This is a genomic window from Bradyrhizobium genomosp. I (2014) (assembly GCF_000261685.1).
GTDB lineage: Bacteria > Pseudomonadota > Alphaproteobacteria > Rhizobiales > Xanthobacteraceae > Bradyrhizobium.
In genome coordinates this window covers 1-15678 of the sequence record NZ_AJQE01000425.1, presented here as the reverse complement: position 1 = coordinate 15678, position 15678 = coordinate 1, and the positions used below count along the sequence as shown (strand labels likewise).

Below are 15678 nucleotides of genomic sequence, written 5' to 3'. Positions count from 1 at the left end.
GGCTCAATTGAGTCTGGACCCTAGTTCTCCCGCTGCCTACGATGTGAGAAGGTCGAACGGAGAGTATGGCGCAACGGTCAGAGACGGGATCGGGAAAACCAGATTATGGACACGCGCCTCGAGCGCGCATCACTGAATTGGACCCGCTCCGCGAACTCCCATACAGGCCGGCGGCATGTAACGGCCGCTTCAGAGGCCGGACACATGTCAGCACCCGATCGCGCGCTCCAGACTCATTCGAAAAGATTCTTCTTGCATCAACGGGGGAGGTTAAACCGGTCGTGGTCGAGGAGCATGCGGCCGGCTAGGATGTCATGGACCGGGCGGCCCGGAGTCTCCTCGTGGAGGAAAACGAACAGAACGCTCTGAAAATCCTCAGTTTTTCCTTGCGGTTGCGCAGTCGCCGCGGTTCAATCCGCGAGCCGAGGGCTGCTTAGATGAAGCTGTTTGGTTATCTTCCGGAGACCCTTTTCAAGCCCTTGTCCGGGCCGAAGAAGCACGTCTATTCGCGCCTGCTAATGCGCCTTTATGAGCGGGTCTATTCCGCGCGCATTCTCGAGACGCCGCTTAGGGAAGAGATCGTTAAGCAGATCGAGATCGGGCTCTCCGAGTTCGGCATCGGATCGATGGGCGACCTCTCGGAAGGCGATCCTGAAGAGGATCAGACCACAAGCCAGGCCCATTACCTAGCCTATTATCGATTGCGCGATACCGGTTGGCTCACGGAGGAAACCGAAAAATGGCGAACCTACGTGGACATGAACCCGGACGCGTTCATGGTCCTCGGGGCGATCACCGACTTCGGCAACAGCCGCGTCCGCGTCGCAGGCGCGGTGGTCGACGTCAAGAACAACCTGGAGGCCGCGCACCGTGAACCGGAAACGATGGCCCAAGGCTTGGCCAATGCACACGACACGGCATTGCGGTTTGCCCGCAGCATGCGTCGCATCTTGGCCGGAATGCGCGAGATCGAGGACCGCATTTTGGGGAATCCGAACGCGGCGGCCATCCTCCGTACGTTCTTCCAGGACTTCGTCGACGGCCTCCTGATAGCCGACTACAAGCAGCTCAAGACGTCCAACAATCCGTACCGTCATCGCCGCACGATCGCGACGCTCGCCGGCGACATGCTCGCGGATGCCAATCAGCTTGGCAAAATCGCGCGCGCCTACATCGAGCAGGGTGTCATGGGCGCAGGCTCCACGGTTGCCACGGCAGAGGAACGCGTCGTCGCCGAGCTCGAGAAGATCAAGAGCGTCTTTGAGGACGTCGGCCCCTTCATGGACAAGATCGAAGATTTCCGCGACCGTCTCGAACGCCGCATCCGCACCACCGTCCACTACATGGACGTCATGGGAGAGGGATCCGCTGAGCGGATCGTCCGGCTGATCGAGCAACTCTCGAAGATCGGGCGCGATGAAGTGGAGATCCGTCTTGGGTCGCCGGATGTGGGCCTGCCGATCACATCGCTTGCGCTGTACACGCCACCGCCTCCGAAGGCACCACCGGAGCGGACGCGCTTCAAGGTGCCGAAGCAGGATCCATATCTGCGCGCCTATGTCGAGGCCACGACCGAATTCGACCGGATGGTGCGCGTGTCCGACCAGAGGCTGCTCGAGTTCGCCCGGCGGCAGATGCAGGGCCGCGATGCCGTGTCGTCCGCGGAGATCGAGATCGAGAGCATTCCGGACCTCTTCGCCTACCGGGCGCTCCCGAACCTGGCTGCGGTCGGCCGCTCTGTGCGACTTGGCGAATTCACGATCAGGCTCGACGAGGGGCGCACCGCCAACGACTGGATCGACGTGACCGCCTTCCGGATCGAAAGAACGAGGACCACGGCCGATGCTGCGTGATCTTTCTAAACTCATCGACGACGCGGACTCCGAGGGACACGACGGCGACCAGTTGCAGAAGGAACTGCGGCAGGCGGCACAGTCGCTTTGGCGCGCGCAGTTCATCTATGAGAACGACTGGGGCATGAAGACCTCCTACGAAGTGCTCCGTCGCCACATGGGGTATTTCGAGAATCTGTTCGATGCGCTCGGGTACCGGGTCGTGGGCAGGCCGAACGACGGCTACGTCGGCCTGGTGGCGAACGAGCTGCCCCCTCGTCAGAGCATGAAGCTCGATGAGAGCCTTCTGCTTCTGGTGCTGCGGCTCCACTACGAAGAGGCGTTCACGCGGTTCGAGGCCAAGGAATTCGGCGAGGTTGAGGTCGAGAGCGAGCAGATCCTGCAGATCTACGAAGATCGCACGCATCGCGAGCGTCCGAATTTCGGAAGGGTGAAGGAAATCCTGGCCGGCTTCCGCCAGCGCGGCCTTGTCCGAATCGAGGATCGGGACGACAGGAACTTCACTCTGTTCCTGCGGCCCGCCCTGCCGATCGTGGTCTCCAAGGATACGCTAGGATCCCTCGAAGAGTTCGTGTCGCGCTCCATCCCGGCGACGGCAAAGACCGACGCCGCGAGCGAGGTGCAGGCGTGATCGAACTTCGTCGCATCATCCTGATCGATTGGTACTTGTTCCGGGCGCAGCAGGTCGATTTGCGCGGCATGACCGCCATCATCGGTCCGAACGGTGCGGGTAAATCGGCGATCATCGACGCCGTCCAGACAGTGCTCTCGGGCGCAAGTATGGCCAGCATCCGCTTCAATCCGAGCGCCCAGAGCAATGTCAGGAGCAAGCGGACTCTCCGCGACTACTGCCTCGGCGTTGTCTCGCTCGACGAGAAGGGCGAGCGTTCGGAGCCGACGCGACAGCATGCCTACACCTACATCATCCTGGTCTTCGAGGATCTGGCCGATGGCTCGGCGGTGAGCCTGGGCGTGGCTTTTTCGGCTTCGGCTTCGAGAAGCGACGAGTCCTGCGAGGCGCGCTTCATCGCCAAGGGCGCCATGGCAAAGGACGACATACTCGCGGCGGTCGGCGACGACGAGGTCGAGACACTGCAGTGGCACGCCGTACGCACCGCGTTGCGAGCGCGACATATCGAGGTCGACGATGCGTTCTCAAGCGCTACCGACTTCGTGGCGGAATCGCTCAGAGCTCTATCGCCGGCAGGGTTTCCGCTCGATCCACGGCGCTTCCAGAAGGCATTCCGGAACGCGCTGCTGCTGAAGCCGGTGGACAATCCTACGGATTTCGTCCGGAACTACGTCCTCGACGTTCAGCCTCTCCAGGTCGACAGACTTCGGCTCGGAATCGAACACTGGCGGTCATTGACCCGTCGCATCGAGGAGTTGAGGGCCCAGAGCGCCAGCCTAGCCGGAATCCTTCGCATCGTCGGCCGTGCCGTGGAAAACGAGAAGGTTATCGCAACCAATAGCTGGCAGATCGCGCGCCTGGAATGGGAGAAGTTCTGCCGGGAAGCCAGGCGGCAGGAAGAGGTCATCGCGCAGTTTCGGAGCGTGGCAGGTAAGGCAGAGGTCGAGGCGGCCGCGGCCGCGGCCCGACATGCCGCGCTCGAGGCCGAGCATAAGACCGTCGAGCTGTCGATCAGGACCAGCGACGCCGAACAGCTTGCCCAGATGTACGAGTCGGACAAGGCCGCAGCGCTGAGCCAGCGTGCCAACGCCATGGCGCCGCTCAAGGACATCGAAGGCCTTATCGCGTCGATCAAGAAGGCCGTCGAACTCAATCTGCTGGTTCGTCGTGACGATCTCCTGCATGCGCTGCTGAGCGCGGTCGTAGTCGCTCGGGGAAGGGCGCCACTTTCCGAATGGGACAAGACACTGCCGGGCGACTGGAAAGATAGCGCTTCGCATCTCGACGCGGCGCTGGGCGCCGTGGACCAGGAGAGACTTGCGGCGGTCCGGAAGTCGTTCTCGGACGCTCATTTCACGGCCCGCGTCGCGACCAAGGACCTTCAGGATCGCATCGACCAGATCGACAGCAATCTGAAACGGATGGACCAAGGGCTCAGCCCTATCGAGCGCGGCACCCGGAATCTGATAGATCAGCTTCGTTCGCATGGCATCGAGGCCGAGCCGCTGTGCGATCTGGTGGAAATCCGCGACGACAAATGGCGGATGGCGGCCGAGGCCGTCCTGGGGCGCTCCCGTGAGGCGCTGATCGTCGAGCCCAGTCGGGCCGTCCGAGCCCTGGAGATCTACCGGCAAGGCGGCGAATATTCGTTCCAACACGCCGAAGTCATCAACACGACGAAGACCGACGGTACGCGCCCCGCCGAGAAGGGGTCGTTGGCGCAGATCATCAGCACGGAAAACCGGCATGCCCGGGCTTTCCTCAATTATAGGCTGGGCCGGCTGATGATGGTAGAGACCATGGACAGGATGGTCGCCGCCGAGAACGCCATCACGCCTGACCGGATGATGCAAGGTGGCCGTACGGTTCGAAGGCTTCCCAAACCTGAACACCTCAAGCTCGGGCGTGCCACACAGGGGCAAATGCGTCAGCAGCTCGAGACCGAGCGAAAAGACCTCACGATGCAGCTCGCTGAGCGGGCGCGCGAGGTTGGCCGACTGGAAGAAGAAGCACGGCTGTTCGAGGACATGTTTGCCCGCTTCCAGAAGACGATCGAAGCTGGCCTGACCTGCTCCGAATGCGGAGCCGACTTGGCTGCTTTCGACCGCAAGCTCGCCGAGATCGGCAAAAACATCGAGGATGCCAAGCGGAATCGCGACCCCAAGCTCGTTGCCGATCTGGAGCGTCTCGCGGGTGAAGTGGTGACGGCGGGCCGTAGGAAATTGGAGACGCAGAAGGCCTTTGACGCCGCGAAGAGCGCGCGAGATAAGGCCGAGGGCGCGTACGATGACTACATGCAAAAGAATAGCACCACCGCGCGTGGAGCTCGACGGGACCGTGCACGTCAGATGCGTCAAGATTTCCCGCAATCGACGGCGATGCGTGACTACCGTCCGGAAGTCGCCAGAATGGCGACGGAAGCGATACCGAACCTCATCGACGGGCTGACCGCGGACAGAGAGACTCGCTCTACGACAAGGCGATCCAGCCTGATGCGCGAAATGACCAACGCGATGAACAAGCACGGTCAGGATTTCCATGTCGTGCCGTCGTTCACCGCTGAAGAGGCAACGCCGACGGCAGTAGAGCAGTGGGCGGCGACCGAAAAGGAGCGGCTCGATGGGCACGAGCTAGTCCAGTATGAGGAGCAGTGCCGGAACGCCGCGACCGAGATGACCTCGGCCTTCCGAGACGATCTCCTTCATCGGCTGGATGACGCCTTCATGGGCATTCGAAACACCCTGAAGGAGCTCAATCGCCATCTGGAAGATCGCCAGTTCCACGGGCGGGACTACTACTCGTTCAAAGCGCTCGATGCGCCAACTCATGTCGACATGATCGAGCTCGTCGAAGAATCCCGAAAGCCTGAATTCAACCTGCCGCTCTTCGGCGACCGGAGCGGGGACGCGAATTCCCCGATGATGCGCGCGGTCCGCCAGATCGAGGAGATACTGTCGAATCCAGAGGCGCGGACGGAGGATATCGAGGACCCGCGCAAGTATTTCAATTTCGAGCTCTACATCAAGGATGCCCAGGGTACGATCCGGTCGTCTCTGACGAGCCGCGCGGGCACTGGATCCGGAGGCGAAGGCCAGTTGCCGTTCTACATCGCCATCGGTGCCTCGTTGGCCGCCACATACCAGAACCGGCGAACCGGGGAGAGCGGACTGTCTCTCGCGATCTTCGACGAAGCATTTAATCGGCTGGATACGAAGGCGATCGGCCAGTGCTCGGACTTCATGCGGGCCCTGGGACTCCAAGTCGTGTTGGCCACACCCGACGAAAAGCGTCACGTGTTCATGGAAGTGGTCGACACCGTCGTAAACGTGAATCGGCTGGGCAACCAGGTGATGATCGACACCGAATTCTTGACCGAGAAGGCTCGCGACGCGATCGTTGCTATCGACCCCTACCGCAAGGGCTTCGACGTGTTCAAGTCCGAGCGGATCGCGGCCGAGAAGGCCGAGGCTATCCCGCGGGACCAGGCCGCTGAATGACCGACGTTCGGATGACAGATGCCGGCGTCGAACTGCTCGAACGGCTGCTGGAGCGGAGCGAGCGCAACCCTTATCGCTCGAGGTCAGCTTCTGCAGCTCCAGACTATGACCGGCTTTCGACCGCGCAGCAAATGAGCCGCTTCCATGATCAGATCACCGCGGCCGAAAGGTTCGGTTCTGTCGAGGTGAAATGGGGCAAGAGGGACCGGGGCCATCTGATCGAGCGCGTCGTCGTCCGCGACGCTGAGCTGCTCGCCAGGCATCTCGGCCGCCCGACTGCTCCGGCGACCGCGCAGCGCGTCAGGGACGAATTGCTTCCGGTCGCGGCGACCGGAGAACCGTGGGTCATCACCTTGTTGGACGACATGACGGCTAGGTGGGCCCGCAGCGAGGCGGCTTATCGCCTGACGGCCGGCCAAGTCGATGCAGCCAAGGAGTTCTTCAGCTTGCTGGCGTCCATCTCGCGAGAGGAGGCCAGAGGGCTGGACGCGCGCACCTTCTCTAAAAAGGCGACGAACGACACCAAGGCCTTCGATAGGCACGCTTCGCGGCTTGCCGCGGTTCTCGGTGTCCGGATCGGGCAGCCGGGCGCGGCTGCCGATGTTGTCTGGACGCACATCGGACTCGAGCGGTTCAGCCATCCCATTCATTTGAGGGGGCCTGTCGCCGTTGGGGAGGCTGACGGTCGCCTGGTCGATGGCCGGGCAAGGCCGTTCGCGTCCATTCATCCGGAGATGCTGCAGCAACTCTCGGTCTTGGAGCGTCCGACGACGATCCTAACGATCGAGAACTATGCGAGCTTCAATCGGCAAGTCCGGGAGATCGAGGACGGCAGCCTGATCGTGTATACCGGCGGCTTCCCGGCGGCTGGAGTCGTCGAATTTCTGGCAAAGGTTCTTACGGCAGTGGCGGCCGAGGTGCCGTTCCTTCATTGGGGCGACGTAGACGCCGGCGGCGTGCGAATTTTCAGGTACCTTGAGGAAAACCTGCCGCGTGGGCCGCGACCGCACCTGATGACTAAGGATCTGGCCGAGAAATCGGGCCAGCCGGCGGATGCGGATCCGAGCTTGGCCTCGATCGCAAGGTCCGACAGCGCGCTGCGCGAGTTGGCGGATTGGCTTGCGTTCGGATCGGATGTGCGCCACTTGGAGCAGGAGGCGCTGGATCCGGAGCGCCCATGGGCCGACGTCACCGCCTCATGAATCGTTCGTACGTGTCCTCAAGGGGCGTTCCTTCAGACCACGATTTTGGCTCCGCATCTGCCAGATGGAGCAACGTGTAGGCGGTGTCGTACTTCTCGCTCCGGAACGAATGCTCTTTGACGCGTTGATTGAACCACACTCCGGCAGCGTGATCGACGCCGCTCCGGACTTCCGGCGTGAACTGCTGCTGCGCGACGGCGGATCCGGCTGGAAGCTCCACAGGGCCCCCGGCTTGTGCGGATGAAGTTGCCGCTCTTGAAGGCCGCGTCGCTAGACCACGCCCAATTGACGTACCCGTCGATGGAGTTGACAAATACCGCTCGCCTCTCCGTGTACCTGAGCCATCGCAGGACCGCGGCGACCAATGAAACTTCGTAGCGCGTCGCGCAGTTGCCGATCGCGTCGAAGTCTGGCTTGTCTCTCGGCGCGATCTGCTTGCGGAAATCGTCCAACGGCATCAACAGCCATGAGGCGAACTCGTTCGCCTCGCGCTCGACTTCGATCTTCGTTCGGCCATCCACATCGGCTTCGCTTGAATGGATGCCGTTCGGATATTTCTTCCTGTGGAGCAGGAAATGGCCGAATTCATGGGCGATAGTGAACCTTCGCCTTCCCGGCGACTGTCCCTTGCCGTAAGCGATGCCCCAGCGAGTTCTGGATTCGGCTGGGACGAGAGCGCCAGCGAATCCCTCGAGGTCTTCTTCTTCTACCTTCACGATAGGATCGCCGGGAAACATCTGGGCGGTCGTTTCCATGGCGAGCCGGCCGACGTCGAAGCGGTAACGGTTGGGCGGGTTGGCCAGGTTCAACATCTGGTTGAAGTGGTTCGCCCACCTCTGCAGTCCCCAGCCCTCGGAGTTCATGGCTATTTATCCAATGCCTTTGCCAATCGGCGGAGCTGAGCGCGGGCCTCTGGCGACATGGCTTCGTATTCCCGAAAGAATGCCTTGTCCTCGGCCGCTTCCAAATTCTCGGTGGGATCCCCGCCAAGAAGATAGTCGACGGTGACGTTCAAAGCTTTCGCCAAGCCTGCAAGTTTCTCCCCGGAGGGGCGGGGGAGGTCGCGGTTCTCCAGTTCCCAAAGGTAAGATTTGCTCAGACCTGCCTGAGGCGCGAGCTGATCTAACGTCAGTTTTGCCTTCTTCCTCAATGTCTTAATGCGATCTCTGAGCGTCTCAGCCACGCGGTGCACCTTCGCTTTCGCATGTTCGGAGTAGCACCATATCCTGTCCTTGACTGGCAGCAAAGAGTTTGTATGTTCGGAGTAGACGTACTTAATGTGGCGCGAAAGCAAATCATCGATTTTTAGCCTTCCCGCCCAACCTGGAACCTGGACGATGGGCTTCGCCGCCAATGTCACGCGAGAGATCGACCGGTTTCTCCAGCAGTCCTGCCCGCAGCCGGATTTGATCCTGAGCGCGCTGGAGCGCACGGGCCTTTGCTCGGTCCGAGATTACGTGCCGGAGGAGCGTGTATGCGGACGCGGCGATCGGGTCGGCGGGTGCTGGCTGGTGCTCTCCGGGCGTGTCGAGGTCCGTTCTGACGAGCAGAACGTCGCTTTCAGGGATGCCGGAGAACTCATCGGCGAGCAGGGGCTCCTTCATTTCCTCTCCGGGAGGGCTGCCAGCCGCACCGCCGACATCAAGGCCGTCGGGCCCGTGCGGCTGCTGTGCATCGACGCGTCATTTCAGGAAAAGCTGCGGGACGACGAGAAGGTCGCGTGGATGCAGACGTTGGCGGTGGTCATCAACGACAAGCTCGAGCAGGCCACGCGTGCTCGCTCCGAGCTTCGCGGCTTGGCGACGGAACGAGAGCTGCTGCTTCGCCGGTTCGCCGACGGTGACGCGCTCGGTCTCGTCAAGATGGCCGCTGGCGGGGAGGCGCCGCCGGTGCAGAGCCGTCGGGCCATCGTCTATTTCAGCGATCTCGCCAACTTCAGCACCTGGGCCGCAGATAAGCAGCCGATCCAGGTGGCGCGACATCTGCGCGAGCTCGCCAAGATTCAGATCGATGCAATCCGCGATGCCGGTGGCCAGATCGACAAGTTGATGGGTGACGGATTGATGGGCTTCTGGTTCATCGACACGACCGATCGCGAGCGCGCCGAACCGTTAGCTGTGATGCGGTGCTCGACCCTCATCGCCGAGAAGTGCAGCAGCTACTTCGCCGAACATGAACTCGACCTTGCGATCCGCATCGGGCTGCACTGCGGAGACGTGGCGTTCGGCGATTTCGGCGCCGACAACAGGATCGCGGTTACGCTGTTGGGAGCCGCCGTGAACATCGCCGCGCGCTATGAGCAGGCCAAGTCCGCTGAGCTCGGTGGCATCCGCGTGAGCCCTGAATTGCGCGAGCTCATGATCGGATCAGGCGCGAAGCCCGACGGTTTCCGCAAGCCGGTACAGGTGGAAGTGAAGCACGGCGTCTCGCTCGACGTCTATTCGATCAAGGAGTCAGCAGATGTCATGGAATGAAGATCGCGCGAAATCCCGCATTCGCGAGCACGTCAAAACGGTGCCAGCAGTCGACCGCCATGTGGTCCTCGACAGCGCTATCGTGGAGAAGCGCGGGATGCTGAGCCGCATGCCGCTGAGCCAAGCGTTCCTTGTCGAAGGCGCGCATGTGTACGGCGAGCTTTTGGATTTCGAGACTCTGGTCGCCGATCGGGGCCAGGAAACCGAAGCGGCACACCGCCGGCTCCTGGCCTTCTTGCACATGCACTACCGCGTGTGGGATTCGCTTGTCGATGGGGACGATGGCGATCGGGTGGATTACCACGGCGCTCGACTGCACGCCGTCATCACGTCGCCGGCTGGCGACCCGGCCGCTCAGATAGAGCGTGCTGTAGCGCTCGCTCGGAAGCTCACCGAGGCCGCGCAACGGGTTGGTCAAGCCCATGGTTTCCCGTCGCGCATTCGTTTAGGCATCGACCATGGAAAGTGCCTGGCGATGACCACCGGCCGTGGGGCCCATGAGAAGGACACGCTGTTTCTCGGGCGTCCCGCAAATCATGCAGCTAAGCTCGTGGCGGCGGGAACCGAGCAGGGCATCTTTCTGACCGAGACGGCTCAGAAGCGGGTCGCGGCGGGAGCCGTGCGAAAGTCTGCTGGCGTGATGACGCTGGACGAGGCCTACGTTCAGGGGGCGGTGAGGAAGTACGGCTTCGACAGCCTCGACCGGACTGCGTCTGCGGTCGCTCTCGATTCCGCGGAGCCGATGTTTCGGTTCAAGCGTCCGGCGTTGCCGCTGTCCACAGTCAAGTTCAGCGAACTCGCGCCGGCGAATTCGGTCCGCATGGGCATGGCGTCGATCTTTGCGGACATCGATGGGTTCACCAATTTCGTCGACCAGGCAATCCACGGCGGATCCGACAAGATCCGTGAAGCTGTAAAGGTGGTGCACGTGATCAGGGAAGAGCTCAACGCCGTGCTCAAGGAGGACTTCGGCGGCATGCGCGTGCGCTTCATCGGCGACTGCATTCACGGCTGCGTGGCGGAAGGCGAGCGCGCTGATGACCCGGCAAAGACAGTGCGGCGGGCCGCGTTGTGTGCCGCTGCGATGAGATCGTCCTTCGACCTCTGCTTGGGGATCGTCGGATCGGGAGCTGCAATCGATCTCGCGGTCGGCATCGAGTACGGGCAGACGCCAATGACGCGCCTAGGATCTCGAGGTGACGAGAGCGTGCGCTGCGCAGCGAGCAAGGCGACGATCGAGGCGGAGCGGACGCAGCAGGCCATTGAACACGGCGGAGTTCGCCTCGGCACGGTCGCGTCGAGCGTGGCGGATCAGGCAGTCCGCAAGCACTTCTCGTCCGGCCGGTTGATGTCGTTCGATTCGGAGTCCGATCTGCTTTGGACCGCGCAGGCGCCGGCCGTGCAGATCTTGCGGAATGAACCTGCAGCACGCCCGCATGCGGCACCGAAGAAGCCTTTTCGGGGCTGATTGGCGCAGAGCATGTCCTGGTCGCGCTCGCTCGCTGCTGTCCGACGTGGGCGGATTTCCGCCCCGTCCATGCGTTTGAGGCGCAGGTGGACGTCGTCGCAACGCGTAGCAGTGGTGCGTTTACCAGGGTCTTCGAGCTAAGGGTCGTGCAGGTTGCAGACCAGATCGCGGTATTTGAGCGGCCAGTGGGCGGCACTTTGCCGGCCTGCTGCCCGGAGCGTCATATCAATCCCGACGGCTCCTTTTGCATCGGACTACGTGCGGGAGACGGCATAACGGGGGCCAGCGCCACTGCTTGGTGGGAAAAGCTGCACGTGTTCATTCTGTGCCAGGAGACCGCAGCAGAAGCCGGATTCTGGCCTGGCGAAGCGCAGCTATCTCACGGTGAAGCCGCCGAGATAGAACTCGCCGCCGAGCGTGCCGCCGACCAGCTCGGGCTACAGTCAGTCTACCGCGAAGCTGTCGCGTTCGGATCGGGACCAATCGCGTCCGGGCTCGCCAAGATCAACCAGAAGACCGGAATGCTGCGGAACGGACGAAGCGCATGTATCTGCGGTCGTACCGATCGGCACCGGCGACCTCTTCTTCGAAGAGAGTGCCATCGTTGTGGTCAGGGCTGTCCGGTCGTGCTCGAGCACTGGAGGCGCATCAAGGTCGCCGAATATTGGCGCGGGCTTCGCGGCCAAGCGTGCTGTGGTACCATGCGCGAATGTCCGTTGAAAAAGGCCGGACCGACTGATGGTACTGCGATCAGCCGAGGAACGGGAGCGTGACCAAGTTCGCCGAACTGACCACGACGGAAGCGGTGAGCACCGCAGAAGCTATTGAGACCCTTCGGCCGTTGCCTTGGGCGAGATTGCTCCTCAACCGGATCGAAGATGGCGGTGGTTTAACCACGGAAAATATGTCCGCGCTGTTCGAGGCGCGCTTCGGACAGGCGCTGCATGACTGCGGCATCACTCCGGTATACGAATATGCGGCGGGGGTCGGTGAGACTAGCGTTGATTTCGCCTGCGGAGTTTGGAACGTCGAACTTCTCTCGTTCGACGAGACAGACGCGGCGAAGGCCGCCTCCTGGGAGGAAGGATCGACCTTCGGCAAGTCGCTCTCTTCGCCTGCGCCGCCAACGGCTGACGAGGCTCAGCTCGACGAGGCGGAGCGGCAGCGCCGAAGTGATCTGCGGAAGCAAAGTCCCGAAGGAGAGACACTGAAGGGGATCGAGAGGATCGTCGGCAAAGCGCAGAATGACGGGCAGCCGTCCAAGTTCCCCGCGCCAGACGGCGCGAGGCGATCAATGCTGGTCGTTGATGCTCGGACTTTCGGACAGATTGATCGTTGGGATTGCCGGCAGATAGCCTATGGTGCGGACGCCGTGCCTGAATGGGCGAGGTATCGATGGATCGCCGATGACGGGCGAGAATTTCCAATTGCCGGCGCGTTTGATGCGCGCAACCGGATGCGGGGTGCGCGGCTCTTTCGAGAGCGAGTCCACTTCCTTGGTATCGTTTCCGAGGAAACCTACGAACGCGAAGAGCTGCAGTATTTCATTCGCTTCTATCACAACCCCGCGCTGTTCGCATCGAAGGAGGATGCGCTCGCAGCATTGCGAACTTTTCCGCTATTCCAGCCGGAAAAGACACGTGCTCGTCGTCCGGATCTGTTTGTCCACGAAGCCTTCGAGGCGCAGGGAGCGACGGTTCAGTTTGGCGTTGTGACCGACGGGAGGATTGTCATCTGCAGAGTCCACGGCGACACTCTTGAAGATATCGAAGAGCGCGGTCTTCGGCCTGGCTCCGAGGAGATGGTTCAAGCATTTGATCGACACAAGGACCTGCTTCGCCGGCTTGCGCTGGAGAAGGCTAAGCGAGATCTGGTCGAACGCGATGGCACCATTTTTCTGGTACCCAGGGATTTGAGCTTGCTTCCGGTCCGGGCGCCGCGCGCTTAAAATCGAGTCACTCCTAAAGCTTAAAGCTAGGGATCGAGTCACTCTTACCGGGGACTTGAGCTACGCGCACAGCGACCGCCAGGCGCATTTGACGCTGCGCAAAGTCAAAAAGACCCCCCTTGACTCCTTCGCGCTCGCGCCTGGTCGTCAGAAAAAATCAGTCGAAATAACCGTGCAGCAGCGATCGTGTCCCCTGGCGTGGTGTAGCTGGCGGCGGGGCACCGCGTTCGCCGGCGTGGGCCGGGCAGGTCAGCTGGCGATTGCCGGAAGGCTGACGGTTGGATCATCGCTCAAGGGCGCGATGGTTTCCAGCGTCATGTAACGGGCACGCTGGACGGCCCATTCATCGTTCTGCTCGAGCAGGATCGCACCGATGAGGCGGACGATCGCATCCTCGTTGGGGAAGATGCCAACCACCTCGGTACGCCGCTTGATCTCACCGTTGAGACGCTCGATCGGGTTGGTCGAGTGCAGCTTGGTTCGATGCTGCGGCGGGAACGTCATATAGGCCAGCACATCGGTCTCGGCCTCGTCGAGGAAGTCGGCAAGCTTGGGCAGCTTGGGACGGAGTTGATCGGCGACCTTCCGCCACTGCGCCGTTGCAGCTTCGGCATCGTCCTGGGCAAATGCGGTGGCAATGAAGGCGGACACAACGCGCCGCCCGCTCTTGCCGGCATGCGCCAGCGCGTTGCGCATGAAGTGGACGCGGCAACGTTGCCAAGTGGCGTTGAGCACCTTGGCCACGGTGGCCTTGATGCCCTCGTGGGCGTCGGAGACGACCAGCTTGACGCCGCGCAGGCCACGGCGGGCGAGCTTGCGCAGGAATGCCGTCCAGAACGTCTCGGCTTCAGAGGGACCGATATCCATGCCGAGAACCTCGCGCCGGCCGTCGCTATTGACGCCGACCGCGACAATCACCGCGACCGAGACGATGCGGCCATTCTGGCGCACCTTCACGTAGGTGGCGTCGATCCACAGGTACGGCCAGTCGCCCTCGATCGGGCGGGCGAGGAACGCCTTCACCTTGTCGTCGATCTCGCCGCACAGCCGGCTCACCTGGCTCTTGGAGATGCCGCTCATCCCCATCGCCTGCACCAGATCGTCCACCGAACGGGTCGAGACGCCCTGCACGTAGGCTTCCTGGACCACGGCGGTGAGCGCCTTCTCGGCCATCCGGCGCGGCTCCAGGAAGCCCGGGAAGTAGGAGCCTTTGCGCAGCTTGGGAATGCGCAGCTCGACCGTCCCGGCACGGGTCTCCCAGATCCGGTCGCGGTAGCCGTTGCGCTGGGCCAGACGCTCGGGGGTCTTCTCGCCGTAGGCCGCCCCGGTCTGGCTTTCGACTTCCAGCTCCATCAGCCTTTGGGCGGCAAAGCCGATCATATCGCGCAACAGATCGGCATCAGGGGTCTTCTCCACGAGCGTGCGCAGGTTCATCATATCGTCGGTCATCGGTGGTTCCTCGGTTGCGTTGGCGTGTCGCAACCCGATCCTACCGGCGAATCGCCGGTGACCACCGCAAAGCCGCCCGCCCGCTATGGCGCTATGTGAGGCGCGCGTACGGGCGGCTTTGCTCTACCGAGCTACACCATCACTGGGGACACGACCTGCAGCATCAGCGGCCTATGAAATCGAGTCACTCTTAAAGGAGGCGATCGAGTCACTCTTATAGAGGAATCGAGTCGCTCTTTCGGTGTCCGCGCACAATTTGAACTCACTGGTGGGCCCGGCAGGACTCGAACCGGCAACCAGCCCGTTATGGGCGGCCGGCTCTAACCATTGAGCTACAGGCCCCGCTGCGGGCGACCGCTCAAAGACGGCCGGCAACGGTGCGCGGCCCGTTTACAGGATAGCCGGCATTCCGGCAATGCCAATTGAAAGAGGCGATTGGGTCCCGCTTTGGCGCTCGCGTCGCTTTATCGGAGCAAAGCTGGAGGGGCCCTTAAGACGTACGGGCTGTCAAGCATGGAAGCGCTGAGCTGACCGAGACAGCCCAGCCTTGCGAAACGGAGTTGACACGGCTCAAAGAGATGCAGGCCAAAACTCGCGAGAGCGATCTTCAAATCTAAGGTCGTAAGGTTGTAAGAAAACGGCGCATTGAAAACTACCATACGCGCGTGAATGTAACCGACCATCTCTCGGACCACGGCTCCGTTCTTCTGTTCGACAAACGCCTGGTCGTTCTTGCGGTAAGGCCGGCATTCTAGGCCGGTCATTCCGACAAGATCGATCTCCTCCACGAGGCGTTCGGCCACGGAAGGTCCGATTGTCAGACGTAGACCATCGTCGGTTCGGGCAACGCGGAGTCTGAGGCCTTCGTGCCTATCCATGACATGGGCAAGGCCATGCTCGAGCACTCGGATATTCAGGATTCCGCCGGGCAAGAAGAACAGATCGCCGATGCACGTGGAGGCGAGCAGGCCAAGGGCTACATGGTGGCCTGGGTCATCGATCGCGCCGATGCAGGCGCCACCAGATGACATTGGTGATTCAAACTCATCGGTTCGACGCTGATCGTAAGCGCAGCTCTGCGGCGCTTTAATTGGCGCTTGACGTCTGTTTGATCACGGTGTGTCCTGGCACGGCATCGTCAACTTAATCGACCGCC

At 61.9% G+C, this 15678-nt stretch carries 12 protein-coding genes and 1 tRNA gene; 9 read left to right on the top strand and 4 right to left on the bottom strand.

Features of this window, described 5'->3' with window-relative positions:
* Window positions 1–437 precede the first annotated feature (437 nt).
* From IC50_RS42245 to IC50_RS36745, 4 genes are read left to right on the top strand one after another with little or no spacing between them, the layout of a single operon-like run.
* Entirely contained in the window at window positions 438–1853 is a 1416-nt protein-coding gene (locus tag IC50_RS42245) for a Wadjet anti-phage system protein JetA family protein (protein WP_035716549.1), read from the top strand.
* The gene (locus tag IC50_RS36755; RefSeq protein ID WP_011084479.1) at window positions 1843–2484 is read left to right on the top strand and encodes a DUF4194 domain-containing protein; all 642 of its coding nucleotides are present in this window, start codon (window positions 1843–1845) and stop codon (window positions 2482–2484) included. The genes IC50_RS42245 and IC50_RS36755 overlap by 11 nt, the downstream gene beginning before the upstream one ends.
* Complete coding sequence (locus IC50_RS36750) at window positions 2481–5981, top strand: SbcC/MukB-like Walker B domain-containing protein (RefSeq protein ID WP_035716548.1); 3501 nt, start codon at window positions 2481–2483, stop codon at window positions 5979–5981. The genes IC50_RS36755 and IC50_RS36750 overlap by 4 nt, the downstream gene beginning before the upstream one ends.
* Window positions 5978–7183 carry a Wadjet anti-phage system protein JetD domain-containing protein gene (locus tag IC50_RS36745; RefSeq protein WP_035716547.1) on the top strand — a complete coding sequence of 402 codons (1206 nt, stop codon included), beginning with the start codon at window positions 5978–5980 and terminating at the stop codon, window positions 7181–7183. The genes IC50_RS36750 and IC50_RS36745 overlap by 4 nt, the downstream gene beginning before the upstream one ends.
* Before the next feature lie 32 nt (window positions 7184–7215).
* On the opposite strand, the gene IC50_RS36740 is transcribed toward IC50_RS36745, so the two are convergent.
* The gene (locus IC50_RS36740) at window positions 7216–8046 is read right to left on the bottom strand and encodes an ImmA/IrrE family metallo-endopeptidase (RefSeq protein ID WP_244429716.1); all 831 of its coding nucleotides are present in this window, start codon (window positions 8044–8046) and stop codon (window positions 7216–7218) included.
* A gap of 2 nt (window positions 8047–8048) precedes the next feature.
* A complete protein-coding gene (locus IC50_RS36735; protein ID WP_440588161.1) occupies window positions 8049–8543 on the bottom strand; it encodes a helix-turn-helix domain-containing protein in 495 nt (164 codons plus the stop codon).
* Between IC50_RS36735 and IC50_RS36730 the strand changes: the two genes are divergently transcribed.
* From IC50_RS36730 to IC50_RS36715, 4 genes are all read left to right on the top strand, one after another.
* On the top strand, window positions 8521–9657 hold the full coding sequence (locus IC50_RS36730) for an adenylate/guanylate cyclase domain-containing protein (protein WP_011084484.1): 1137 nt from the start codon (window positions 8521–8523) through the stop codon (window positions 9655–9657). The genes IC50_RS36735 and IC50_RS36730 overlap by 23 nt on opposite strands.
* Window positions 9644–11125 carry an adenylate/guanylate cyclase domain-containing protein gene (locus IC50_RS36725; protein WP_035716544.1) on the top strand — a complete coding sequence of 494 codons (1482 nt, stop codon included), beginning with the start codon at window positions 9644–9646 and terminating at the stop codon, window positions 11123–11125. Before IC50_RS36730 ends, IC50_RS36725 begins: the two co-directional genes overlap by 14 nt.
* A gap of 86 nt (window positions 11126–11211) precedes the next feature.
* Window positions 11212–11898 (top strand): E2 domain-containing protein, encoded by a 687-nt coding sequence (locus IC50_RS36720; protein ID WP_223153752.1) that lies wholly within the window; start codon window positions 11212–11214, stop codon window positions 11896–11898.
* Complete coding sequence (locus tag IC50_RS36715; RefSeq protein ID WP_018647899.1) at window positions 11895–13073, top strand: DUF1488 domain-containing protein; 1179 nt, start codon at window positions 11895–11897, stop codon at window positions 13071–13073. The genes IC50_RS36720 and IC50_RS36715 overlap by 4 nt, the downstream gene beginning before the upstream one ends.
* Window positions 13074–13322: 249 nt before the next feature.
* Here the strand turns inward: IC50_RS36715 and IC50_RS36710 are convergent, their stop codons facing one another.
* Together IC50_RS36710 and IC50_RS36705 are read right to left on the bottom strand one after the other, a co-directional pair.
* Complete coding sequence (locus IC50_RS36710; RefSeq protein ID WP_035716540.1) at window positions 13323–14522, bottom strand: IS256 family transposase; 1200 nt, start codon at window positions 14520–14522, stop codon at window positions 13323–13325.
* Window positions 14523–14788: 266 nt separating this feature from the next.
* Window positions 14789–14864: transfer RNA gene (locus IC50_RS36705), tRNA-Ile, on the bottom strand.
* A gap of 524 nt (window positions 14865–15388) precedes the next feature.
* Between IC50_RS36705 and IC50_RS42240 the strand changes: the two genes are divergently transcribed.
* The gene (locus IC50_RS42240; protein ID WP_162131541.1) at window positions 15389–15550 is read left to right on the top strand and encodes a hypothetical protein; all 162 of its coding nucleotides are present in this window, start codon (window positions 15389–15391) and stop codon (window positions 15548–15550) included.
* Window positions 15551–15678 lie beyond the last annotated feature (128 nt).

Bases quoted from the DNA above. Each gene is read 5' to 3' on its own strand.
- IC50_RS42245 (WP_035716549.1), top strand. From the start codon at position 438: ATGAAGCTGTTTGGTTATCTTCCGGAGACCCTTTTCAAGCCCTTGTCC.
- IC50_RS36755 (WP_011084479.1), top strand. From the start codon at position 1,843: ATGCTGCGTGATCTTTCTAAACTCATCGACGACGCGGACTCCGAGGGA.
- IC50_RS36745 (WP_035716547.1), top strand. From the start codon at position 5,978: ATGACCGACGTTCGGATGACAGATGCCGGCGTCGAACTGCTCGAACGG.
- IC50_RS36740 (WP_244429716.1), bottom strand. From the start codon at position 8,046: ATGAACTCCGAGGGCTGGGGACTGCAGAGGTGGGCGAACCACTTCAAC.
- IC50_RS36730 (WP_011084484.1), top strand. From the start codon at position 8,521: ATGGGCTTCGCCGCCAATGTCACGCGAGAGATCGACCGGTTTCTCCAG.
- IC50_RS36725 (WP_035716544.1), top strand. From the start codon at position 9,644: ATGTCATGGAATGAAGATCGCGCGAAATCCCGCATTCGCGAGCACGTC.
- IC50_RS36710 (WP_035716540.1), bottom strand. From the start codon at position 14,522: ATGACCGACGATATGATGAACCTGCGCACGCTCGTGGAGAAGACCCCT.